Source organism: Ralstonia sp. ASV6 (genome assembly GCF_016429285.1).
Lineage (GTDB): Bacteria > Pseudomonadota > Gammaproteobacteria > Burkholderiales > Burkholderiaceae > Ralstonia > Ralstonia flaminis.
In genome coordinates this window covers 1-23,170 of sequence record NZ_JAELUI010000040.1, presented here as the reverse complement: position 1 = coordinate 23,170, position 23,170 = coordinate 1, and the positions used below count along the sequence as shown (strand labels likewise).

The 23,170-nt window shown below is 64.0% G+C and carries 21 protein-coding genes; 7 read left to right on the top strand and 14 right to left on the bottom strand.

Features of this window, described 5'->3' with window-relative positions; all coding sequences use genetic code 11:
- Positions 1 to 33: 33 nt before the first annotated feature.
- The 6 genes from pcaC to JHD73_RS10250 are packed head-to-tail and all read right to left on the bottom strand — an operon-like array spanning position 34 to position 5,203.
- Positions 34 to 429 (bottom strand): 4-carboxymuconolactone decarboxylase, encoded by a 396-nt coding sequence (gene pcaC, locus JHD73_RS10275; protein ID WP_199030188.1) that lies wholly within the window; start codon positions 427 to 429, stop codon positions 34 to 36.
- Complete coding sequence (pcaD, locus tag JHD73_RS10270) at positions 422 to 1,234, bottom strand: 3-oxoadipate enol-lactonase (RefSeq protein WP_199030187.1); 813 nt, start codon at positions 1,232 to 1,234, stop codon at positions 422 to 424. Before pcaD ends, pcaC begins: the two co-directional genes overlap by 8 nt.
- Positions 1,235 to 1,255: 21 nt before the next feature.
- The gene (locus tag JHD73_RS10265) at positions 1,256 to 2,617 is read right to left on the bottom strand and encodes a 3-carboxy-cis,cis-muconate cycloisomerase (RefSeq protein ID WP_199030186.1); all 1,362 of its coding nucleotides are present in this window, start codon (positions 2,615 to 2,617) and stop codon (positions 1,256 to 1,258) included.
- Positions 2,618 to 2,624: 7 nt separating this feature from the next.
- Positions 2,625 to 3,827 (bottom strand): 3-oxoadipyl-CoA thiolase, encoded by a 1,203-nt coding sequence (gene pcaF / locus JHD73_RS10260; RefSeq protein WP_199030185.1) that lies wholly within the window; start codon positions 3,825 to 3,827, stop codon positions 2,625 to 2,627.
- A 27-nt stretch (positions 3,828 to 3,854) separates the two neighbouring features.
- Positions 3,855 to 4,517 carry a CoA transferase subunit B gene (locus tag JHD73_RS10255; protein WP_199030184.1) on the bottom strand — a complete coding sequence of 221 codons (663 nt, stop codon included), beginning with the start codon at positions 4,515 to 4,517 and terminating at the stop codon, positions 3,855 to 3,857.
- Positions 4,514 to 5,203: a 3-oxoacid CoA-transferase subunit A gene (locus JHD73_RS10250; protein ID WP_199030183.1), complete on the bottom strand. Its 690-nt coding sequence runs from the start codon at positions 5,201 to 5,203 to the stop codon at positions 4,514 to 4,516. Before JHD73_RS10250 ends, JHD73_RS10255 begins: the two co-directional genes overlap by 4 nt.
- 322 nt (positions 5,204 to 5,525) lie before the next feature.
- On the opposite strand from JHD73_RS10250, the gene JHD73_RS10245 reads away from it, so the two are divergent.
- The 6 genes from JHD73_RS10245 (at position 5,526) to JHD73_RS10220 (ending at position 10,433) form a co-directional block, all read left to right on the top strand.
- Positions 5,526 to 6,317, top strand: coding sequence for an IclR family transcriptional regulator (locus JHD73_RS10245; RefSeq protein WP_199030182.1), 792 nt, complete (start codon positions 5,526 to 5,528; stop codon positions 6,315 to 6,317).
- Between the two features lie 90 nt (positions 6,318 to 6,407).
- Complete coding sequence (locus JHD73_RS10240) at positions 6,408 to 7,010, top strand: hypothetical protein (RefSeq protein ID WP_199030181.1); 603 nt, start codon at positions 6,408 to 6,410, stop codon at positions 7,008 to 7,010.
- A gap of 383 nt (positions 7,011 to 7,393) precedes the next feature.
- The gene (locus JHD73_RS10235; protein WP_199030180.1) at positions 7,394 to 8,239 is read left to right on the top strand and encodes an ABC transporter substrate-binding protein; all 846 of its coding nucleotides are present in this window, start codon (positions 7,394 to 7,396) and stop codon (positions 8,237 to 8,239) included.
- Between the two features lie 47 nt (positions 8,240 to 8,286).
- Positions 8,287 to 8,982: an amino acid ABC transporter permease gene (locus JHD73_RS10230; protein WP_199030179.1), complete on the top strand. Its 696-nt coding sequence runs from the start codon at positions 8,287 to 8,289 to the stop codon at positions 8,980 to 8,982.
- A 12-nt stretch (positions 8,983 to 8,994) separates the two neighbouring features.
- Positions 8,995 to 9,687 (top strand): amino acid ABC transporter permease, encoded by a 693-nt coding sequence (locus JHD73_RS10225; protein ID WP_199030178.1) that lies wholly within the window; start codon positions 8,995 to 8,997, stop codon positions 9,685 to 9,687.
- Positions 9,684 to 10,433 carry an amino acid ABC transporter ATP-binding protein gene (locus JHD73_RS10220; RefSeq protein ID WP_269848271.1) on the top strand — a complete coding sequence of 250 codons (750 nt, stop codon included), beginning with the start codon at positions 9,684 to 9,686 and terminating at the stop codon, positions 10,431 to 10,433. The genes JHD73_RS10225 and JHD73_RS10220 overlap by 4 nt, the downstream gene beginning before the upstream one ends.
- Before the next feature lie 67 nt (positions 10,434 to 10,500).
- On the opposite strand, the gene JHD73_RS10215 is transcribed toward JHD73_RS10220, so the two are convergent.
- Positions 10,501 to 11,436 (bottom strand): glutamate/aspartate ABC transporter substrate-binding protein, encoded by a 936-nt coding sequence (locus tag JHD73_RS10215; protein ID WP_199030176.1) that lies wholly within the window; start codon positions 11,434 to 11,436, stop codon positions 10,501 to 10,503.
- A 102-nt stretch (positions 11,437 to 11,538) separates the two neighbouring features.
- The gene (locus JHD73_RS10210; protein ID WP_199030175.1) at positions 11,539 to 12,807 is read right to left on the bottom strand and encodes a D-amino acid dehydrogenase; all 1,269 of its coding nucleotides are present in this window, start codon (positions 12,805 to 12,807) and stop codon (positions 11,539 to 11,541) included.
- Positions 12,808 to 13,252: 445 nt separating this feature from the next.
- Between JHD73_RS10210 and JHD73_RS10205 the strand changes: the two genes are divergently transcribed.
- Positions 13,253 to 13,726 carry a hypothetical protein gene (locus JHD73_RS10205; protein ID WP_368735530.1) on the top strand — a complete coding sequence of 158 codons (474 nt, stop codon included), beginning with the start codon at positions 13,253 to 13,255 and terminating at the stop codon, positions 13,724 to 13,726.
- A 178-nt stretch (positions 13,727 to 13,904) separates the two neighbouring features.
- Here JHD73_RS10205 and pelG read toward each other — a convergent pair whose 3' ends face one another.
- The 6 genes from pelG to JHD73_RS10175 all read right to left on the bottom strand — a co-directional run.
- Positions 13,905 to 15,275, bottom strand: a complete 1,371-nt coding sequence (pelG, locus tag JHD73_RS10200; RefSeq protein ID WP_199030174.1) for an exopolysaccharide Pel transporter PelG — start codon at positions 15,273 to 15,275, stop codon at positions 13,905 to 13,907.
- Positions 15,275 to 16,888 carry a GT4 family glycosyltransferase PelF gene (pelF, locus tag JHD73_RS10195; protein WP_199030173.1) on the bottom strand — a complete coding sequence of 538 codons (1,614 nt, stop codon included), beginning with the start codon at positions 16,886 to 16,888 and terminating at the stop codon, positions 15,275 to 15,277. The genes pelG and pelF overlap by 1 nt, the downstream gene beginning before the upstream one ends.
- Positions 16,885 to 17,871, bottom strand: coding sequence for a lipopolysaccharide assembly protein LapB (locus JHD73_RS10190; protein ID WP_199030172.1), 987 nt, complete (start codon positions 17,869 to 17,871; stop codon positions 16,885 to 16,887). The genes pelF and JHD73_RS10190 overlap by 4 nt, the downstream gene beginning before the upstream one ends.
- A 17-nt stretch (positions 17,872 to 17,888) precedes the next feature.
- Positions 17,889 to 19,343 carry a PelD GGDEF domain-containing protein gene (locus JHD73_RS10185; RefSeq protein WP_199030171.1) on the bottom strand — a complete coding sequence of 485 codons (1,455 nt, stop codon included), beginning with the start codon at positions 19,341 to 19,343 and terminating at the stop codon, positions 17,889 to 17,891.
- Positions 19,343 to 19,903 (bottom strand): penicillin-binding protein activator LpoB, encoded by a 561-nt coding sequence (locus tag JHD73_RS10180; RefSeq protein ID WP_199030206.1) that lies wholly within the window; start codon positions 19,901 to 19,903, stop codon positions 19,343 to 19,345. Before JHD73_RS10180 ends, JHD73_RS10185 begins: the two co-directional genes overlap by 1 nt.
- Before the next feature lie 82 nt (positions 19,904 to 19,985).
- Positions 19,986 to 23,170 (bottom strand): tetratricopeptide repeat protein (locus JHD73_RS10175; RefSeq protein ID WP_199030170.1); only part of this gene is annotated, 3,185 nt, incomplete at its 5' end.

Genomic DNA, 23,170 nt, shown 5'->3' with positions numbered 1-23,170 from the left:
TGTTGCGTGGTGTCTCCCCCGAGACGAAATGCCCTACTTGTCCGCGGCCTCCGCATCCATCTCGGCAAACACGGTCTGCGCGAGGTGGAAGGCATGGTTGGCTGCCGGCACGCCGCAATAGATGGCGGTCTGCAGCAGCGTCTCCTGAATCTCGTCGCGTGTGACGCCGTTGTTGGCGGCTGCGCGCAGGTGCAGGCGCAGCTCGCCGTCGCGGCCCAACGCAACCATCATGGCGATCGTCAACAGGCTGCGTGTGTGGCGCGGCAAGCCGGGGCGCGTCCAGATCTCGCCCCAGGCATAGCGCGTGATGAGATCCTGGAACGGTGCAGTGAGGTCGGTCTGCCCGGCGTTGGCGCGGTCGACATGGGCATCGCCCAGCACGGCGCGCCGCACCTGCATGCCGGCGGCGTGGCGTTCGCGATCATCCATGGGCAGCCTCACGTGCCACACCTGTCGTGAGGAAGCTGACCAGCGCTTCGGTATAACCGTCGGCCTGTTCCCAGTTGGCGAGGTGGCCGGTGGAAAGCTCCACGTACTGCGCGCCGGGCACGCCATCGGCGATGAGCTTGGTCTGCGCGGCGGGCGTGGAAATATCGTGCGTGCCGCCAATCACCAGCATTGGCACGCGAATGTTCGGCAATTGCGCTCGCAGGTCTGCGTCGCGGATCGCACCGCAGTTGCCGTTGTAGCCGGCGTCTGGCGTGGACAGCAGCATCGCTTTGACGATGTCGACACGATCCGGCGCAGCATCGCGATAGCCCTGCGTGAACCAGCGCTCCAGCACCGTTTCGGTCACGCTGGCCATGCCGCCTTGCTCCACTTGGGCGATGCGCGTGTTCCAGCTCTGCTGCGTACCGATCAGCGCCGCGGTGTTGCTCACCACCATGCGCGGGAAGCGCTCGCCGTGATGCACAGCCAGCCACAGGCCGGTCAACCCGCCCATCGACAGGCCGCAGAACAGCGCCAGGTCAATGTCGTAGTGATCCAGCAGTGCGAGCACATCGCCGCCAAGCTGCGCGACACCGAACGGCGCATCCGGCACACTTGTTTGGCCGTGGCCCCGCTGGTCATAGCGCAGCACACGGAAATGCTGGCGCAACGCATCGAGCTGCGGCTCCCACATGCCGAGGTTGGTACCCAGCGAGTTGGACAGCACCAGCACCGGCTTGCCCGTATCGTGTGGATCGTCAAACTCGTGATACAGGCGGATGTTGTCGTGTTCGAGCCAGGGCATGGTGTCTCCGTAGATGTCGTATCAGGGGTGGCGGCGAGCGTGCTCGGCCAGCACGCGGTCGACGGCGGCACCCGCATCGCCAAGGTAATGCGTGGGATCGAGCAGCGCGTCGAGCCGTTGGGGTGTGGCGCTGCCCCAGATGCGCAGCACGTCGGGGGCTTCGGCCAGTACATCGCGCAGCGTTCGATTGTCTTGCACGGCCCTGCGGCTGGCGGCTTCCACCACGTGGTGTGCTTGCAGACGGCCCAGGTCTGCACCGAGGGCCAGCATCACGGCTTCACCGAGAATCAGGCCATGCGTCAGCCCCAGGTTGGCGCGCATGCGTGCCGCGTCGACATGCAAACCTTCGATGACCTCGCGCATGCGGTCGAGCGCGCCTGCAGCCAGGCATGCCATCTCGCGCAGCGTCGCCCACTGCGCCTGCCAGCCGCCGAGCGCACGTTCGTGCTCCTGCGGCAGCGCAGACAACAAGGTGCTCGCCAATCCGGGCATGCGCGTGGCCGCCGCCAATACCGCCGCGCACCCAACCGGATTGCGCTTATGCGGCATGGTGGAAGAGCCCCCCTTCCCTGCGCCTGACGGCTCTGCGACTTCGCCCACCTCGGTCTGCATCATCAACGAGAGATCGCGCGCGAAGTGGCCGAGTGTGCCGGTCAGCAATGCGAGCGTCGCGCCGATGTCGGCAACACGATCCTGCTCGCCATGCCACGACAGCGCGGACAGCGGCAAATCGAGTTCATGCGCCAGTGCCTGTGCCACAGCACGGCCGTGCTCCCCCAGACTGGCAAGCGTGCCCGCCGCGCCACCGAACTGCAGCACCGGCACATGCGTACGCAGCGCCGCAAAGCGATCCTGCGCACGATGTACCGCTTCCAGCCAACCGGCGACCTTGCGCCCAAACGTCGTCGGCAAGGCTTGCTGCAACCATGTGCGCGCCACCATCGGCGTATTGCGATGGCGCTGTGCCAGCGCGGCCAATCCATCGGCCAGCTTCTGCAGATCCGCATCGATCAGCTCGACGGATTGCTTCCACTGCAGCATCAACCCGGTGTCGATGATGTCCTGGCTAGTCGCACCCCAATGCACGTAACGCGCGGCATTCTCATCATGTTGCGCAACGGCAGCGGTCAATTGCTTGACCAGCGGGATCGCCAGGTTGCCCGCGCTTGCAGCGGCGTCGCCCAGTGCTTCCAGGTCAAGCTTCGCCTTGGCACATACCGCGCAAATCGGCGCGACGGCTTCCACCGGAATCACACCGACCGCACCTTCGGCCCGCGCCAGCGCCGCCTCCACCTCGAGCATCGCGCGCACGATAGCCCCGTCGGACCACACCGCCAGCATGGCCGGCGTGGAGAACGCGCGGTCGAACAATCCGCTGGTCATGGCCGGATCAAATGCGTTCGATCACCAGCGCAATGCCCTGGCCCACGCCAATGCACATCGTGCACAGCGCATAGCGGCCGCCGGTGCGATGCAACTGGTACATCGCCGTGGTTACCAGACGCGCACCGCTCATGCCGAGCGGATGACCCAGCGCGATGGCGCCACCATTCGGGTTGACGCGCGGGTCGTCATCCCGCAGGCCGAGTTGGCGCGTAACCGCCAAGCCTTGCGCGGCAAACGCCTCGTTCAGCTCGATCACGTCCATCTGGTCGATCGTCAGACCCAGTTGCTTGAGCAGCTTCTGCGAAGCCGGCGCCGGGCCAATACCCATCACGCGCGGCGGCACACCCGCGGTGGCCATGCCGACGATGCGCGCACGCGGTGTCAAGCCAAAGCGCTTGGCCGATTCCTCATTGGCGAGCAGCAGCGCGCAAGCGCCGTCGTTTACACCCGAAGCATTGCCGGCGGTGACCGTGCCGTCCGGGCGCACCACGCCCTTGAGCTTGGCCAGCGCTTCCATGGTGGTTGCACGCGGATGCTCGTCGCGGCTCACGACAATGGCGTCGCCCTTCTTCTGCGGAATCGTCACCGCGGTAATTTCCTGCGCGAGCGTGCCGTCTTCCTGCGCACGCGCCGCGTTGGCTTGGCTGCGTAGCGCAAAGCGGTCCTGGTCTTCGCGGTTGACGTTGTAATCGGTGGCGACATTCTCGGCGGTCTCGGGCATCGAGTCGACGCCGTACTGCGCCTTCATCAGCGGGTTGATGAAGCGCCAGCCGATGGTCGTGTCATAGATGGCAGCATCGCGCGAGAAAGCGCTGGCGGCCTTGCCCATCACGAACGGCGCGCGGCTCATGCTCTCCACGCCGCCGGCGATCATCAGCGAGGTCTCACCGGCGCGGATGGCGCGTGCGGCTGTGCCGGTGGCATCCATGCCCGAGCCGCACAGGCGGTTGATGGTCGAACCCGGCACGCTGTCAGGCAGCCCGGCCAGCAGCGACGACATGCGCGCCACGTTGCGATTGTCTTCACCGGCCTGGTTGGCGCAGCCGAAAATCACGTCGTCGATGGCCGACCAGTCGACCTGAGGGTTGCGCGCCATCAGCGCCTTGAGCGGCACAGCGCCCAGGTCATCCGCACGCACGGCGGACAGGCTGCCGCCGTAGCGGCCGATGGGGGTGCGGATGGCGTCGCAGATAAAGGCTTCGGTCATGATGGTTTGTCTCCAGCAACTACATTGTTATGCGCGGCGCAGCGGCGCGGCCGTCAGCGTCTGCAGCGTATCGAAATCGAGGCCGTCGGCCATCTCACGCACCACCAGCCCCTCAGGCGTGATATCGATCACGGCAAGGTCGGTGTAGATGGTATCGACACAGCCGACGCCCGTCAGCGGGTACGTGCACGACTGCACGATCTTGCTGTCGCCCTGCTTGGTCTGGTGTTCCATCATCACAAAGACCCGCTTGGCGCCGATGGCCAGATCCATCGCCCCGCCCACGGCCGGAATCGCGTCCGGCGCACCGGTGTGCCAGTTGGCCAAATCGCCCGTGGCCGACACCTGGAAGCCGCCGAGCACGCAGTAGTCAAGATGGCCGCCTCGCATCATGGCAAACGAATCGGCGTGATGGAAGAACGACGCGCCAGGCTGGATGGTGACGGGCTGCTTGCCCGCATTGATAAGGTCTTCATCCTCGTCGCCGGGTGCGGGTGCCGGGCCCATGCCGAGCAAGCCGTTTTCGGTATGCAGGATGATTTCGCGATCGGAAGGCAACTGGTTGGCCACCAGCGTGGGCAGGCCAATACCGAGGTTGACGATGGAACCATCAGGAATATCACGCGCCACGCGGGTGGCGATCTGATCGCGTGTCCAGCGCTTGAATTGGGTGGTTGCTTCGGCGCTCATGCGGCCTCCTTGGCTTGTGCAGCGCTGCCGAGTTGGACGACACGCTTGACGAAGATGCCCGGCGTGACGATGTGTTCCGGGTCCAACTCGCCCAGCTCCACTGTCTCGCTGACTTGCGCAATGGTGCATTTGGCCGCCATGGCCATCACCGGGCCGAAGTTGCGCGCGGTCTTGCGGTAGACGAGATTGCCCCAGCGGTCCGCCCGCAACGCCTTGATGAGCGCGTAGTCGGCAGTCAGCGGCAACTCGAACACGTACGGCCTGCCGTCAATGATGCGCGTCTCCTTGCCCTCTGCCAGTTGCGTGCCGTACGCGGTCGGGCAGAAGAAGCCGCCGATACCGGCACCTGCAGCGCGGATGCGCTCGGCCAGATTGCCTTGCGGCACCAGTTCCAGCTCGATCTCGCCGGCGCGGTAGAGCGCGTCGAACACGTAAGAATCAGCCTGGCGCGGGAACGAGCAGACGATCTTGCGCACGCGGCGCGCCTTGAGCAGCGCGGCAAGGCCCGTCTCGCCGTTGCCGGCGTTGTTGTTGATGATGGTGAGATCGCGTGCGCCGTGGGCGATCAGCCCGTCGATCAGCGCAGCAGGCATGCCAGCGGTACCAAACCCGCCGATCATGATGGTGGCACCGTCAGGAATATCGGCCAGCGCGGCCTCTACAGACGGACAAATCTTGTTGATCACATGCATTCTCCGGCAGGGGCGCCACGCATTTTGATCGCCTGGCGCCGCTCGAAGCATCGCGGGCCACCCGTCACGCAAATGGCCGGGCCGCAAAGGCGCGGCCTGCGAGTCTCCTGATTGACGACTGAATCGACGCGGGCCTTTGCTATCCGGCCCAGCCCTCTTTTTGTTCGGTATACGAACTCACGTTCGATCCAAGAACTAATCTACGCCTGCGCTCCAGTCCATGTCAAGGCGTACGCATGGCGATCAAGCGTTCGAGTAGCGAAACCCTTGGAATGTCAGTAGTCTTGAGGCCAGTACTTCGCTTTCGCATCCCTGCATGTCCGCCGCCGAACTTCCTGCCGAAAAACCCAGCGATTCCTACGTGCAATCCTTTGCACGCGGGTTGTCCGTCATCCGCGCATTCAGTGCAGAGCGGCCCGAGCAGACGCTGTCCGAGGTTGCCGAAGCAACCGGCCTCACACGCGCAGGCGCCCGTCGCATCCTGCTCACGCTGGTGAGCCTGGGCTACGTCAGCTTTGAAGGGCGCCTGTTCCGGCTCACGCCCAAGATTCTCGACCTGGGTTTCGCCTATCTCACCTCGATGCCGTTCTGGAACCTCGCCGAGCCGGTGATGGAGGAACTGGTGCAGACGGTGCACGAGAGCTGCTCCGCCTCGGTGCTCGACGGCACGGAAATCGTCTACGTGCTGCGCGTGCCCACGCAAAAGATCATCGCGCTGAACCTGGCGGTCGGCAGCCGCCTGCCGGCGTTCTGTACGTCGATGGGGCGCGTGCTGCTGTCCGGCCTGCCGGAAGATCGGCTTGACATCGTGCTGCGCGAATCCGACCGCCGCGCGCGCACGCAGCGCACCGTCACCGAAGTCGATGCATTGAAGGATGTCATTGCCGGTGTGCGTCAACAGGGCTGGGCGCTGGTCGACCAGGAGTTGGAGGAAGGGCTGATCTCGCTGTCAGCACCGATCCGCAATCGGGCGGGCGATATCATCGCTGCCATGAACATCAGCGGGCAGGCCAACCGTACGTCAGCCAAGCAGATGACCAAACAGTTTCTCGAACCGTTGCAAGAAGCGGCCGAGCGCATCTCGGCAATGGTGCGGGTGCGGACCTGATCGCAGACAAGTTGCGTGCGATTGGGTGCATTAGGCGCCTCGCATCCCGGCGTTTTTTTCAATAAAATTGTGGCTCCGTGGGCAAAGAGGATGTCTGTGACTCAACACGCCGCCATTCGGATCGGTCTGGATGTGAAAGACCGCCAGCGCTGCCCTCAGACGAGCGGTCGGGCGAGCGTTGCGCGCACCCTGGCGATTGCCCTGCCGTTGCTGGCCTGCCCCATGTGGGCACAATCGCAGTCCTTGGCCGCAGCGGCTGCCCTGCAGGAGTTGACTCCGCTGGCACGCATGCTGGTCGGCGCCGCCACCGGCCGCAGCACCGCTGCAGCCGGCGTGCCTGCCCTCACCGGCCCGGCCCGCAATACCGACCGGGCGCTCACCCAGGCCTGCACGGAAATCAACCGTTTCACCCCCATCCCGCTCGACCGCGAGACCGCGCTCGTGCAATGCACGCTGGCGCAGAAGAAGAACCTCGTCTTCCTCATCACGCTGACCAACTACGCGGCGCACTCAGCTGCTTCGCAGGGTTTCCGTCTGAACTTCGTGCCGATCCTGCAAAAGAACATCTGCAACAACGGTGACGTGCGCATCCTGACGCGCCTGGGCCTGAGCCTGGTCTACCGCTATCGCGGCAACGACCATGAGATGGTCGGCGACGTGCCCATCAACGAAGCCATCTGCGGCGCTTTGTAAAACCAGCGCGCGGCACCGGGAATCCCCCGATGGAGCCGGGTTGGCTGCCATGTCATTAATGGCAGCCCATGTCTTCTTTCCATAACAGGCACGCCGTGCATCAAGCTCTTCGCGCCCTCATCGCGGGTTTTCAGGCTTAACAGTGGCGCAGCGCCTGCGTTTGAGCCACCGCAGCCAGCGCTCCAGACCACCCGAAAACCCGCCGCAATCCGTTTGCCAGCCTACGATTGCGCCAGTCGTCATGGTCTATAGTTGGGCGGCTTGCACTGCCGTCATATGGTTAGCCGGATAGCGAGCAGCCAAGCCCATCGCACGCCTGTATGCTCGCGGTCGATCTTGATTCACGCACTGCCACCCACCCAAGTCGTCAAGGAGGAAATCCGATGAAAACAAGCCGGCGTCTGACACAAGTTACCGGTGCGGCCATCCTGGCCGCTGCCACCCTGGTCGCCACGACCGTCCATGCCGACCAACTCGCCGACATCAAGAAGAAGGGCGAACTCGTTTGCGGTGTGCTTGGTACCGACGAGCCGTTCAGCTACCTGAAAGACCCGATGAGCCGCGAGATCGTCGGCTACGACGTCGACATGTGCAACGCCGTGGCCAAGAGCATCGGCGTGAAGCCCGTGCTCAAGCAGTTGGCCGTGGCCGCGCGCCTGCCCGAACTGCAGCAAGGCCGCGTGGATCTGCTGGCCGCCTCGCTCACGCACAACAAGGAGCGCGAGGCGCAGATCGACTTCTCGGTGTCGACCTTCATCACTGGCCAGAAGGCCATGGTCAAGAAAGACAGCGGCATCACGTCGCTTGCCCAGCTGGACGGCAAGAAGCTCCTGACGGTCAAGGGCTCCACCATGGAAGCCAACATCGCCAAGGCCATCAAGAACGCCGATGTGGTTTCGTTCGACAACAGCCCGCAGGCGCTGCTGGCCCTGCAGCAAGGCAAGGGCGCCGCCTACGTCAACGACGAGACCACGCTGATCGGCAACATGGCCAAGATGGGCCCGGTGGCCAAGGACTACGCGATCCTCCCGCAGAACCTGTCGACCGAGCACATCGCCCTGGGTATCCGCAAGGGCGAGCCGGCCTTCAAGAAGCAGGTTGACGACGTGCTGCTCGGCATGGAAAAAAGCGGCGACGCGCAGAAGCTGTTCGACAAGTGGTTCGGCCCAACCACGAAGATGGCCTTCCCGCAGCGCACTTTCAAGATTTCCACCGACAAGATCGATTAATGACACGTCGGGCCGCCCGGACACCGCTCCGGGCGGCATGAAACTCCATGCCCCAATTTGATTTGTCGATGCTGCTCTCGGGGCAGTATCACCAGTGGCTTGTCAGCGGGTTCTTCCTGTCGATCAAGCTGTCGCTGCTGGCCTTCGTGCTGGCGTTGCCGCTTGCGATCGTGGTGGCGCTGCTCCGCCTGGCGCCGGCTGCACCGTTGCGCGCCATCGGCCAGACCTACGTTGAAGCCATCCGCAATGTGCCACTGCTTGCGCACATGCTGTTCTGGTATTTCGGCGCGCCGCAGATCCTGCCGCAGTTCATCAAGGACTGGCTCTACAGCCTGAACTACGAGGCCACGAGCGCCGTCATTGCGCTGGTGCTCTACACGGCCGCCTATATGGCGGAGGACATCCGCAGCGGGATCCGCTCGATCCCGAAGGAGCAGCTGGAAGCCAGCCGCGCGCTCGGCCTCTCGTTCCTTCAGGCGATGCGGCTCGTGGTGCTGCCGCAATCGCTGCGCGTGACCGTACCACCGCTGGTCAGCCAAACGTTGAGCCTGTGGAAGAACTCCAGCATCGCCATGGTGATCGGCGTGGCTGAGCTGATGTACCAGGCACAGCAGGTGGAGTCCGCCACCTTCCGCGGCTTTGAGGCGTTTGCGTTTGCCACGGCGGCCTATCTGACCATTTCGATTGCGATCACGGTGTTCTCGGCCTGGTATCAGCATCGCTACCCCGTTCGTACGCTTTAGGACGTCGTAGCCATGCTCGAACTCATTCAAACCTACGGCGTTTACTACCTGATCGGCCAGTATCCGAACGGCCCGCTGGGCGGTCTGGCGCTGACGTTCCTGTTGGCATCGGCCGGGCTGGTCCTGGCGCTGCCGGTGGGTATCGTGCTGGGCCTATGCCGCGTGAGCCCGTTTGCCGTGCTGCGCTGGCCGGCCACTGCGCTTGTCTACGTGGTGCGCGGCACACCGCTGCTGATGGTGATCTTCTGGGCGTACTTCCTGCTGCCCACCATCACTGGCCAGCGCACCGATCAGTTCAGCACCATGCTGACCGCGCTGGTTATCTTTGACGGCGCCTATCTGGCGGAGATCGTACGCGCGGGGATCCAGGCCCTGCCGCGCGGGCAAATGGAATCCGCCCGCTCGCTGGGCCTGTCGTATATGCAGGCGATGCGCCGCGTGATCCTGCCCCAGGCGCTGCGCAACATGCTGCCGTCGCTCGTCAACCAACTCGTCTCCACCATCAAGGAGACCTCGCTCGGCTACATCATCAGCCTGCCCGAGGTGTCGTTCGTGGCGGGCCAGATCAGCACGGCCGTCATGGTCAAGTCTGCCGAGGTCTACGGCCTGCTGGCGATCAGCTATTTTGTGATGTGCTTCAGCCTGACCCGCGTGGCGTTCTTCCTGGAGCGGCGCCTTGCAGCGCAAGCCCCTTCCAAACCATGAACATGATTACGATCGAACAGGTCGACAAGTGGTACGGCGAGTATCACGCCCTCGTCGACATCAATGAAACCGTCGCCCAGGGCGAGGTCGTGGTGGTGTGCGGGCCGTCGGGCTCGGGCAAGTCAACACTGATCCGCACGCTGAACCGGCTGGAAGCGATCCAGAAAGGCCGCATCATCGTCAACGGGCAGGACGTGCATGCACACGGCGTCAACGTGAATGTCCTGCGCAGTGGCATCGGCTTCGTGTTCCAGCAATTCAACCTGTTTCCGCACCTGACGGTCATGCAGAACTGCACGCTGGCACCGGTGCAGCTCAAGCGCATGCCGCCGCAGGAAGCGCGCGACTTTGCGATGCGCCTGCTCGAACGCGTGGGCCTGCCGCACAAGGCCAACGCCTACCCTGGCGAGCTCTCGGGCGGCCAGCAACAACGCGTGGCAATTGCCCGTGCACTGGCGATGAAGCCGCCGGTGATGCTGTTCGACGAGCCCACCTCGGCGCTGGACCCGGAGATGGTGAACGAAGTGCTGCTGGTGATGAAGGACCTCGCCCGCGACGGCATGACCATGGTCTGCGTGACACATGAAATGGGCTTTGCACGCGAAGTGGCCGACCGCGTGATCTTCATGGACCAGGGCCAGGTGCTGGAGCGCGCCAAGCCGGAAGACTTCTTCTTACGCCCACAGCATCCACGTGCGCAGCGCTTCCTTGCGGACATCCGCTCGCCGTGGGCCCAACCCGCGTGAGCCCAGGCATTGCGCAATAAAAAACGGGGGACGATGTCCCCCGTTTCCGTTTGTACAGCCAGCGAATTTATTGAATCGCCTTGTCGTTCGGGTGCGCGTACAGATCCTTCATCCCAGCCGTCATCGGGTAGTTCAGGTTCAGGCCCTTCGGCGGAATCGGCGACAGGAACCACTTCTTGTACAGGTCATTGGCCTTGCCCGATTTCATCAGGTCGGCAATCACGTCATCGGCCACCTTCTTGAACGCCGGATCGTCCTTGCGCATCATGCACGCGTAGGTCTCGGTCTGCAGCGGCGTGCCGACCACCACCCAGTCGTTCTGGTTCTTGGCCTTGGTGCGTTCGCCATACAACAGCGGCTCATCCATCACGAAGGCGACGGCTCGGCCCGACTCCAGCGTCAGGAATGCCTGGCCGTGATCCTTGGCGAGGATCAGGTTCATCTTGTCGGCATCCTTCGCTTCACCGTTCATCTTCTGCAGGATGCGGTCTTCCGTCGTGCCCGCGGTGGTCACCACGGTCTTGCCCTTCAGGTCGGGGAAGTCCTTGATGCCCGAATCCTTCTTCACCAGCATCAGCATGCCGTAGATGAAGATATTGTTCGAAAACGCGACCTGCTTCTGGCGATCAAGGTTGTTGGTGGTCGAGCCGCACTCGAAGTCGATCGTGCCGTTCTGCAGCAGCGAGATGCGGTTTTGCGAGGTGATCGGCGTGAGCTTGACCTGCAGCTTGGATACGCCCAGCTTCTTCTCCACACCGGCAACGATCAGGTTGGAAATCTCCTGCGAGTAACCGGTGATGGTGTTGGCATCGGCCTGGTACGAGAACGGAATCGACGACTCACGATAGCCGACGGAAATCACGCCCGATTGCTTGATCTTCGCCAGCGTGTCGTTCGACTGCGCCTGCGCACCAGTGGACAGCACAGCCAGGGCACCGGCCGCAGCCAGCGTCAGTCCGCACAGGATGCGTTTGGTCGAATTGATCGGATGCAGCGTTTTCATGCTTCCCCTCCTTTGGGTGTGTTCGCTCCAGACTTCTTTGGTTACCAATTGGCGCAAGCCATCAGCTTGCACGTTCGGTCTTTTGAATCTCTTGTCCTTGGATCAAGCAGCCAGCGCATACGGTACTGGAGAAATTGCTGGCTTGCGCCCCGCAATCATGTCAGTCAGCAGGCAGGCGCTGCCAAGCGCCAGCGTAAAGCCCAGCGCCCCGTGGCCAACATTCAGCCACAGACCCTCCACCGGCGAAGTACCGACCACCGGCACACCGGTCGGCGTTGCCGGGCGCATGCCCGCCCACGGCGCGGCATCGGCACCCGCGTCATTGGCACGCATGGCGCCGGGAAACAGCGCGCGGGTTTCGTCGTACAAGGTCTGCACGCGGCGGGTATCGAGCGTGGTCGACCAACCGACCAGATCGGCCATGCCGGCCACGCGCAGCGTTTGCCCGATGCGGGCATAGACGATCTTGCGCGCCGCGTCCGTCACGCTGATGCGCGGCGCAACATCGCCTTCGCCCAGCGGTAGGCTGATGCTGTAGCCCTTGAGCGGATACAGCCCGGGGTCGATGCCCAGCGGGCCGAGCAGCTTGGCGCTGGTCACGCCTGCCGCCATCACCACCGCATCCGCAGCGAACTGCTCGCCATTGGCCAGCTTCAAGCCGCGCACGCGACGGCCCTCCGTCCACAACGCGCTGACGCCGGTATTGAAGCGCAGCGTCACGTTGGGCATCTCGCGCAGCCGGTTGAACAAGCCGACGCAGAGTTGATGGCAGTCGGCCACGTCTTCATCTGGCGTATAGATCGCACCGACGATCTGGTCGCGCACCCCATCGAGTGCGGGTTCGTGGGCAATGGTCTCGGCGGCGGACAGCGCGTGCTGCTCGCAGCCCAGCGTGGCCTGGTAGCCGACCTGGGCGCGCGCGGACTCGAATGCTGCGGCATCACGGTGCACCACCAGCTTGCCGCGTCGGGCAAAGCTGAAAGCCAGCTCGGGCGATGCTTCGCGCAAGGTTTCCATGCAGGCGCGACTGTAGAACGACAGCGCAAGCAGTTCGCGCGTAGTGCGGTCAGCGCGCTCGCGGTTGCAGGCCGCGATGAAACGCAGCCCCCAGCGCAGCAGTGCTGGGTCCAGCGTGGGCTTCAAGCGCAGCGGCGAATCGCTGCGCAGCAGCCAGCCCGGTACGTGAGAAAGCACGCCGGGGCCGGCCAGCGGCGCCACATAGCTGTAGCTAAGCTGGCCGCCGTTGGCGTAGCTGGTGCCCTCGCCCGGGCCCGGGTGGCGTTCGATCAACGTGACCTGATGACCTTCCTGGGCCAGCGCGACTGCCGTGCTGATGCCGATAATGCCGGCGCCGACTACTGCGATTTGCATGAAGAAGCTGCGACTTGGGGAAATGTTGTCAGCAGCTTAAGGATGCGCGAGGGTATTGCGCAAATGCGGAGTTGTTAGGGGGGATGTTGTGGGGCTATAGATGAACAATCTGTCAAAACCAATGTTGGTTTGAACCGTCCCCCCAATGTAGATAGCCCGCTCACCCCCTTCTTTGGAGGGGTGTCAGTTGATATTTCATACTCTGCCGGCTCGACGCGCAATTTTTCGATACATAATCTCGATATATTATCGCTACACGCGGGCGGAGAATTCGCCACAACTAGCCGTTGCATTTGGAGAGCACGAAAGAATGACGGTTGTGCATTGGCTAGACACAGTGATTCTATAACCGCCCCTTGCACATAGCAGCCTGAAACCGTACCCGCGCAAAAATGCGAAGAAGATTCGTTTCTACAACCCCACAATGGGAAAAATGGAGAGTGTCGTGAAGAAGATTTTCAAGTGGCTGCTAGGCATTATCTTTGCGCTGATTGTTATTGGTATGTTTGTTGGCGAGAAGAAGGAGGCTGGCTCTCCCAGTTCCAGCTCGACCTCAAACGCGTCCTCAAGCGGCAACGAAACGGCTGAAGTGAAGCCAACCGAGCCGGCGCTGGCGGTAACCGCTAGCGAACTGTTCAAGGCCTACAATGCAAACGAGGTAGCAGCGGATCAGAAATACAAGGGTAAAGCGCTCCTCGTTAGTGGCTCGGTCCAGAGCATCGACAAAGATTTCATGGACAAGATCGTCGTAAAGCTTTCGACGGCTAACGAATTCATGCCCGTGCATGCACAATTGGGCAAAGAACATGAGCAATTGGCAGCGCAACTCTCGAAGGGCGCGAAGGTGAAGTGGACCTGCACCGGTGGCGGGCTGATCGTGGGCAGTCCGATCCTGCGGGACTGCTCGCCACAATCTTGATAGTGAAAACGGGTTGCCACCCACGTACGCTCGTAATGTGCTTCACCGGAAGTGTGATTGGTTATATGTGGTGACGACTGCCCGAGCTTGGGGCCCCTGCCCACTAAGGCGCCCAAGCTCGCACCGTATGAGACGCCGTCGCACGGATTCATCTAGGCCAGAACCTTCGCGATGGCAACTACTGCAACATAAACGTCTCGTACTCCAACCGATCCAGTTTCCGATCCAGAATCACCAGACTCGCCATCACCACCAGCAGTAGCGACACCGCAAACCCATACCCGTACCAGGCCGGCCCCAGTTGTAACGTGATCCACGTCAGCACACCGTTGAGCACCACAAACGCAGCCGTCAGCCCCAGCACCACACGCCGCCGGTCCAGGTAGAAGAAAATATTCAGCACACCCAGAAACACCACCTGCAAGCTCGCAGCAATGGTGTCGACATACAGCAGTGGCAGATACAACTCGGAAATCTGCAGCACCCGCAGCACGGAAGCCCCCACGGCAAACAGCACCAGCGCCGCCATCGCCTGAATCTTCACGATCTCGTACAGACCCGCGCGAATGGTCTGCACCATCGTGTTGCGCATGTCTTCGATGTGCTCCAGTGACGCCCCGCCCCGCACGGCGTCGTAGAACGCGTCGTAATACTCTACAAAGTCCGTCTCGATCCGCACCAGGAACACAGCCATGCCGGGGATGATCCCCAGGTACGCCAGGAACACCGGAATGTCGTAGATGACCGACGCATGCAACGGCCCGATCACCTGCTGCCCGGTGCCCGGTGCATACCAGAACATGAACTTGTCGAGCCAGATGCCGAGGTTGTACAGCAGCCCGATCAGCATCAACGACGGATACGCAAACCGCTTGTCGAACACCTCGAACGACAGGAAGCGGCGTCCGCTGAAGTTGCGGTAGATCAGCCCCGCCATGCCGATCAGCAGGCACAACTGCCCCAGCACGAAGCCCAGCAGCAACCCCTCCAGCCCAACGCGGTTGAACAGCAGCGCCAGCAGCACCGTGAGCGTGTAGCCGATCAGGAAGATCCACACGATCGCTTTGTACTGCTTCATGCCCGACAGGAAGATCACCGCGATCCAGATGTTGGCCATGACCACAAAGCCCGCCAGCATCAGCACCCGATAAATGGCCGACTGCTGCGGAAACGCGAATAGCACGACGATGAGCCCCAAGCCGCCCGCCACCAGCGTCATCACCAGCGACACGGCGTGGTAGTTGGGCAGAACAAGGTCGTCGCGCTTCTCGAACAGGCGGTCTGACGTGAAGCGCGTAAAGGCGAGCTGCAGCGGCCCGGTCAAGATCAGGCTCACCGCAATCAGGTAGGTGACCGACACCTGGAACTGCGTGATGAGCGAGCCGGGAATCACAAACGGCAAGCTCAGGATACCGATCAGCAGAATCCCGACGATGGAGAGAATCCACGGCCCGGAGCTGATGATGCCGGCATAGGTGTAGGCGCGCAGCAGCCCGAGGAGGCTGTCGCGCTTGAGCATCTTGCGTAGCTCGAACCCGATGCCGGCCATCAGCGTGCTCCCTGCTTGGGATTCGGGTGAGCATGATGCGGGCAGGCCGCGGCTGCGGTCCTGGCCCCTGCCTCTGTGGTCAGGTCGGGCAGCGCGCGCAGGCGATCGTACAGCTCACGGTAGGCACCGACCATCATCTCCTGCGTGTAGTAGCGCTCCACGCGGGCGATGCCGGCGGCCTGCGCTTCATGCCAGCGCGATTCATCGCGTAGCAGCGTCAACACTTCGGTAGCCAGCGCGGCCGGGTCGGCAATGCGCACCACGGCGCCGGCGGCACCCAGCGCGGCATCTTCGCCTTCCAGGCCGAACAGCAACTGGCGGCACGAACCCACGTCGGTGGTGACCGACGGCACACCCGCGGCAAACCCTTCCAGCACCACCAACGGCAGCGCCTCACTGATGGAACTCAGCACCAGCACGCCCACCTTGGGCAGGATGTCGTCGATCTTCTGGAAGCCAAGAAACTTGATGCGGTCCCCCAGGCCCAGGCTCTCGGCCAGGCTGTGGCATTCCTGCGCGTATTCCGGGTCTTCATCTTCCGGCCCAGCAATCCAGCCTTCGGCGTCGGGCATCTCGCGCGTGACGGTGAGCATGGCGCGGATGAAGGTCTTCACGTCCTTGATCGGCACCACCCGGCCAATCAGGCACATCACGCGCGGCACGCTGGCCGGGCGCTTGTCGCGCAGTGCGGCCAGGCGCGGCAGGTTGATGCCGTTGGGGATGCTGCGCGTCTTCTCTGCCGGCGCACCGTCGATCACCTGCCGCAGCCGGTTGCCCTCGTACAGCGCGGTGATCTCTTCGGCGGCGTCATAGCAGACACGGCCCATGGTTTCGAAAAAGCGCACCCACAGGTCGCGGAAGTAGCTGATCTGTGCGATGTCCTTCTCGAAAATGCTGCGGTTGTCGCGAATCCACTGACTTTGGAACAAGTCGATCTTGCGTTCCTTGGTGTAGATACCGTGCTCGGACACCAGCAGCGGACGCCCGCGCCGGTAGCGCAACAGCGCACCCAGAAAGCCCGCATAGCCGGTCGAGATGGTGTGGAACACGTTCACCGGGATCAGGTTTTCGGCAATGCGCACCAGTTGCCACAACGGCTTGTGCATGATGCGCACGGTCCAGAAGTAGTCCGTGAACGACGGGTCCGTGCAGTAGCGCCGGTAGTAGTCCGTCATCATGTCCCAGGCGCGGTGGCTGTAGAGGAACTGCTCCTCGGCCAGGGGGCCGTCGTCACGCAGGTCGGCAATCGACGCGCGAATCAGGTCGGCCGTTTCTTCCTTGTGCGCGGGGTTGCGCAGTGCTTCGTGCAACTTGCGCGAGCGCTCGAAAGCGGCTGGATCACCGCCGCTGGCCTGTACCAGGGGCGGCGCGGGAAAGTCGTACAGGTAGTGGCATTCCAGGTGCACCACGTTGTCGGGAATGGCGTAGACGGGCTTGCCGTAGTCCTCGCGGCGGCTGCCGATGAAGACGACGGCAAAGCGGATGTCCGGAAACGCCCGGATCATCTGGTTGACCCAGCTCGACACCCCGCCGCTCACGTAGGGAAACGTCCCTTCGAGCAGCAGCGCGACGTCAGCGGACTGGGCGCGTGGAAATGAATCTCGATCGCTCATGATGTCCAGTAGCGCAGCAGCGGACGCAGCAATGGCAGCGGCGAGCGGTTGGAGAATTGCGCCAGCGCGGTGCGCGCGCCGGCGTAGTCGCGGCGCAGGTAGCAGGCTTCGGCCAGCGGCGGCAGCAGGCGGTCACGCGGAAAGCCGAACCGCTCGGCTTCGCGCAGGTGCGCTTCGGCGACATCGGGCTCGCGGCGCGACAGGGCCAGCCGGCCGCGCATGTACCACAGCGCCGCGTTGTCAGGCTGGATGTCCAGCGCGGCGCTGGCGTAGCGCTCCACCTGTTCAGCGGTGTAGCGGTACACATCGCCTTGCACGAGGTTCTGGTAGATCAGCTCCCAGTACAGGTCGGCCAGGCGCTTGTTGATGTCGTAGCGTGCTTCAGGCGTGGTGGCCTCTTCCAGGCGTGGCAACTCGGCCAGGATCTTCTGCATCAACACCTTCTCGGCGTTGTCGAGCATGCCGTAAGCCAGCAGGCGGATGTCATCCACCGGATCGGCCAACAGGTCGCGCAGCACGGGGCTGGCTGTGCGGGTCGGCATCGACTGCATGGCCACCAGCGCGGTCATGCGGCTCTGTACCGGCGCGCGCTCGTTGCTGAGCTGGGCGCGCAGCCGCGCCCCGCCGCCGTGCGTCACGCGCGAAATCAAATGCGCGACAAACACCGGCAAGCCCACGTCGGCGATGTCCTTGTCGCCCTCCGGCTTGGGGAACAACTTGCCGAGCAGCAGACTGCCCAGCACCAGCAGACACCCCGCCACCGGCACGAAGAAGCACAGGGCGACGAGGTAGCCATACGTCCAGACGAACGGCACGCGATAGCGGCGCGGCAGCAGGCGCCAGGCAGCCAGCCCGATCAGCGCGGCGGCGGTCCCTTGCAGCAGCAGGCACGACAGCAGCAGCGCCAGGCTGTTGCCGGCGTGCAGCACCATCACCACCGCTGCAATCTGAGCCGAGATACCGCCGAGCGTGAGCTTGAACATGGTCGCGTGCCCTCGCTTCAGCCGTCGAGGTGGCAGCGTGCAATGAAACGCACCAGCGCCTCACCAGGGTGCTCGCCCGTCACGTGCAGCGTCTGGACGCCAATGTGCGACTGCTCGAAATCGACACCGAACTGCGCGCGCAGGCTGTCTTCAATGCGCACAAGGTAGGCCGACACGGCACCCGCGCCCGACAGCGGCATCAGCGTGACGATGGCACGACGTGCCTTGCCGCGTGCCTGCCAGACCACGTCCAGCGCACGGCGGCTGCGCGCCACCTGTTCGAACAGCGCGTCGCTGGCCTCGTCCTGGTCAAAGATGAGCGCCACCACCGACGAGTCGATGCCGGTATCGCGATGCAGGCGCGCCAGACGGCCGAGGTCAAGCGCAAAGTCGTACGGCGCATCGGGTACGAGGTCGAGAATCTCGGAGCTGACGGTGAGGTGCCGTACGCCATCGGCGTAATAACCGAGCAGCACCAGCAGGAACTGCAGGTTCTCGTACGACAGCGACAGGAACGGCATCTGCTGCACGACCACGATGCCGATCAACTCGTCGGCACCCGACAACACCGGCGCACAGGCGACATAGCGCGAGCTATCTTCATGGCGCAACTCGGGCGCCTGCGGGTGACCGAGTGTATGGGTGTCGATGCAATGGCGGATCAGCGGGTCGTCGGCAACGATGTCGAACGGTGTGCCTACACGGGCCACTGGTTCGGTGTCGACCTGGTTGCCCGTCACACGCACCATGGCGGCCACTTCCAGTTGGCAAGCCTGCGCCGTCCACTGCAGGAACTGCACGGCACCCGGCAGTTGTGCCACGTCGGGCTGGTTGGTACCGTCGCTGTGCTCGCGCGCAGCCAGTGCCAGGTTGCGCAGTTGTGTGAGGGTGTCGCGCAGCGTGGTCGGCTTGGCCAGCAGATCATTTTCCAGCCGCTCGTGTGAAAGCCGCAGCAGGAAGTGGTTCTTGGTCAGCGCCGCCAGGCGGTCGTTCAGGTAACCGTTGACGGTGCGCGCCCGCGACAGACGCGCGCCCCAGATGTCGCCAAACTGCCCGCCGACCAGCACCAGCATCAGCCCGCCCAGAAAGTACATGCGGGGGAAGGCGCCGGCCGCAGCGGCCTGCCCGTAGAACAGCCACCATGCACCCAGCACCACCAGTGCGGCAGCCGCGCCCAGCAGCGTACCGTAGCGCAGCGCCAGGATGAGCGGCACCAGCCAGATCCACGGAAAGCCGTAGCCGAGCAGCAGCGGATTGTCCGGCACAAACAGCCAGACGATGCCGATAGCGACAACCGTGGCGCCCAGCGTTTCCAGCACCGCACTGGGGCTCGACACGGCCGGCGCGATCAGGCGCCCGTACCACGACGATGCGCCGATGCCCTGCGCATTGCGCCGGCGATCACGCCCACGCGCCTCCGCGGCGGCGGTCTGCGCGCCCTGCTGCGTGCGCTGTGCCGCTTCGGTTTTCATCAGCCTCGGCCCAGCGGCGAGAGCAACTCGCGCAGCAGCTTCTGCGCCACCGCCGAGACGGCGTCGCGGCTCCAGCCGGTGCGGCTGCCGGCGGCGCTCCAGATCACGTTGCCGCTCTGCACGTCGATCACTTGCAGCGTGATGCCGACGGCGGGTTCGCCATCCACGCCCACCTTGTAGCGCCACTCATCCACGGCGCCGGTCAAGGCATAGCGCGCCTTTTCGCCGCGCGCCCAATCCAGCGCGCGGGCCACGGCCTCGCGCTCGGCCGGTTCGAACAGCGATTCGCTGTTCAGGTTGGCCGGATACTGCTTGAGATTGGTAAAACCGCGCGCCTTCAGGATGCTGGTGGCGATGGCCTCGGCACGCAGCCCGGCCTGCGGGGTTTCGGTGTAGTTGACGATGGGCAGCACGACCCATGCGTCAGACGCGCTGGTGGCCGGTGCACGGCCGCTGTCGACCACGGCACACGCGGACAGCGCAAGCGCCATGCCGACGCCCGCGGCGGTGGCCAGCCAGCGGCGGCGGCCGGCTTTCATCTTGTCGAGCAAGGGTGTCATCGCTTTCTCCTGGATGCTTCCGTTGTTCTTCATGCTGGTGTTTCCCCGTTTCTACTTGTTCGTCGTATTCGTTGCTTGCGTGTCAGTAAAGCCAGCGGTAGCGCAAGCCGATTTCCGTCAGCGGTGATGTGCCCGACCGCGTGATCGATTGGTGTTCGATGTACAGCGCAAGATGGTCGTTGCCGAACACACTGCCCGCCACCCCAAGCTGGGCCTGCACGCCCCACCCTTCGCGGTTGTCGTGCAGCATGCCGACATCCATGAACGGCCGCCAGGCGCGGGTGTAGCGGTCCAGATAGTCCGTGCCGAAGCCAAACAGCATGCCGAACTGTGCAAACGAGCGCGGCATGATCTGGTTGACGTCCGGCGTAGCGTCGCCCGGCAGCAGGCGTGCCATCAGAGGGCTGACCGTGCCCGATGCGTTGTAGCGCGCCACCGTACCCACCACGCGGATGGTGTAGTCAGGATATTCCACCCGGAAGCGGTGGCCGATCTCGCCGTCGAACACCATGCCGCTGCCCAGGAAGGAGCGATCCTGCCCATAGAAGCGGTCGCCTTCCACGCGAGCGCGCACGTATTCGTTCTGCGTCAGGCGCCAGTTGTTGCCGATGGAGAACAGATCCTTCACACCGCCCACACGCAGTTGCGGCGTTTCGTTGGCGGGCTGGTTGCGACCGATCGACAACTCGGTACCCAACGGCCCGACCTGCCCTAGCAGGCCATCCAGCCGGAATGCGTAGAACGATGCCAGCCCCTGGCGCCAGCCCACCGTGCCCTTCCACTGCGTGTTCTGCGTCTGGTACTGCGAGATCCAGTCGACGCTGCGGTCCTGCGCGGGCACGCCGGTGAGCTGGGTGTCGTCGGTCGAGCGCTGGTTCCGCTGGGTGGCGCGCAGCAACATGCTGGTGTGGTCGGTCAGGCGCATGCCGGCTGCAGCGCTGGTCTCGAAATACGTGAGCGGCGCCTGTTTGAACCAGGTCTCGCGCGGCTCCAATGCCTGGGCGTTGGTCAGCAGCGTTTCCTGCACGCGCTCGTGAAGCTGCTCGTCATCGGGTGCGGTGGTCAGGCCTTCGAACGACAGCCGCTGCGCTTCACCCAGGCGATCCGTCATCACGTTGGCGTCGATGCGGTTGTAGAGCGGGATGCGGTCGGGCGTGTCGTCCAGCAGACGGTTGAGCGTCTGCAGGTCGCGCTCGGCCAGGGCGATGGAGATCTCGGCATAGGCCGGACGCGTCATGCGGCGGGTGTATTGCTGCAGCAGCCACGCGCGCGCCAGGTCGTTTGCTTCCTGCGACAACGCCCAACCCAGCGCGGCCTCCTTGGCCACCGCGGAAACGAGTTGATCGCTCACGCGGGCCTGCTTGCGCTTGTCAGCCGGAGGTTCCGGCGGCTCGGGCGGTAGCATGTCGATATCGCCCAACTCGGACTTGTCCATGGCCGACCGACCGCCCTCGCGTGCCTGCTTCGTGGCACGGCGATCATCACGCAGCAACTCGATCAGCAAACGCTGCGATAAATCGCCGGACCCGAACGTTTGGGCCAGCGAGACGCGCCGGGCACGCAGTTCAGTGCGGGCATCCTCTTCAAGCGGCACGGCATCGCTATCCCCACTGTTGCCCACTGTCACGCGCGTACCGACACGCCGGCCTGCGGGCGCCTTGTTCTTGTCGCCACCGGCCGTGTCTTCTGCACGCCATAGCAGCCACCACGCCTCGCGGCGCAGGGCCCAGGCGGCATCGGCCTGACCGGCCATCTCGCGCGCATCGGCATACGCCAGCAGCCAAAGCGGATCGGTCTGCATCGACTTGCCCTGGCGGCCCAGGAAGCGCAGCGCGAGGTTGGCGTCAAACAATTGCAGGCCGGCCGCTGCGTACGCGCCCCAATAGGCGGAATCGTTCTCGGCCTCGCCGCGCCACAGGGCCAGGGCGCGTTTGAGTTCGGCATTCTGGCCGGAGTCGAGCAGACCCCACAGGAAGGCGGCCTTCACATCGCTGCCGGCATCGGGCAACGAGACGGCGCGGCGCAAATCACGCATGGCCGCATCCCATTGGCCGCTCTGGCGGAAGTACTCGGCACGCGCGCCCAGCACACCGGCGGATTGCTCGGCGGCCTTGCGCTGCTCCGGCGTGAGCGAGGCGAGCAGCCCCTCGATGCGGCGGAAGGCGCGCGCTCGCGTGTAGTAGTAGATGGCCTGCTGCAGGTGGACCATCGTGCCGTCCTTGCGGAAGGCGAGTTCAGACAAGCGGCCGGCGTCGATGGGACTGGCGTCGTAGAAGTCGATCATCGTGGTGAGATCGTCCGGCTCTGCTTTGCCTCCAATCAGCAGTTGGCGATACGCCTCGCGTGACAGATCATCGCGCTGGTTCAGCCGGGCAAGCTGGGCGAAGGTGCGCCAGTAAAGATCGTCCGTGGGCGAAGCGGCCTTCTCTGCGGCCTGCATGGCAGTGAGCGCCTGCTCGAACTGCCCGCGCACATACAGGATGTTCGCCAGCTTGAGCGCGTATTGCGCATTGGGGCCGAATTCCTTCTGCAGGCGCACGTACGTGTCGTAGGCCTGATCGTCCTTGCCGGCCCGCTCGGCCAGGTTGGCATAGCGCTCCAGTACCGCCTGCCGGTGCGCACCGCGCGCAATGCTGTTCAGGTACGCCAGCCCTTCCACGGGCTCGCCCAACCGCTCATACGCTGCAATGATCTGGTCGAGCAGCTTCATGTCGCCGGGCTGGCGGCTGGCCTGGTAGCGCAGGCCAGCCAGATAGGCGTGATCTTCGTTGAGTGCGGGGGCCAGACGCAGCACATGCTGCCAGGCCGCATCGTCGCCGGTGGATTGGGCGTACGACAGCCAGTAGTTCAATGCAACCATCGGCTGACGGTTCCACTCGGCCACCTGGGCAGCGCGCTCGGTCCAGATCTTCAGGTCGGGACGCTGGCGCACGGCGGCCTCGGCCACGCGCATGGCGTCGTTCAGGTTGCCGCTGCCCATGAAGACCTGGAAGGCGAGGTCATAGTCGTCGGCGTTAAACGGCGCGATACCGCGCGCGATGGCCTGGGCGCCGGTCGGTGCATTGGCATCATCGGCCTTGTCCGCTACGTGGCGGATGCGGGCGACGTGGCGCTGGCGACGGGCCAGACCCTCCGGGCCATCCATGAACACCACATCCGTCGGGCTCGGCAGCGGTTCGGGCCGGCCAGCGAATGCCCAGTCGTGGTGCGCAACGCCTGACGCCAGCGCAATGCCCTCTCCGGTCTGACGCCACGACAGACGCAGCA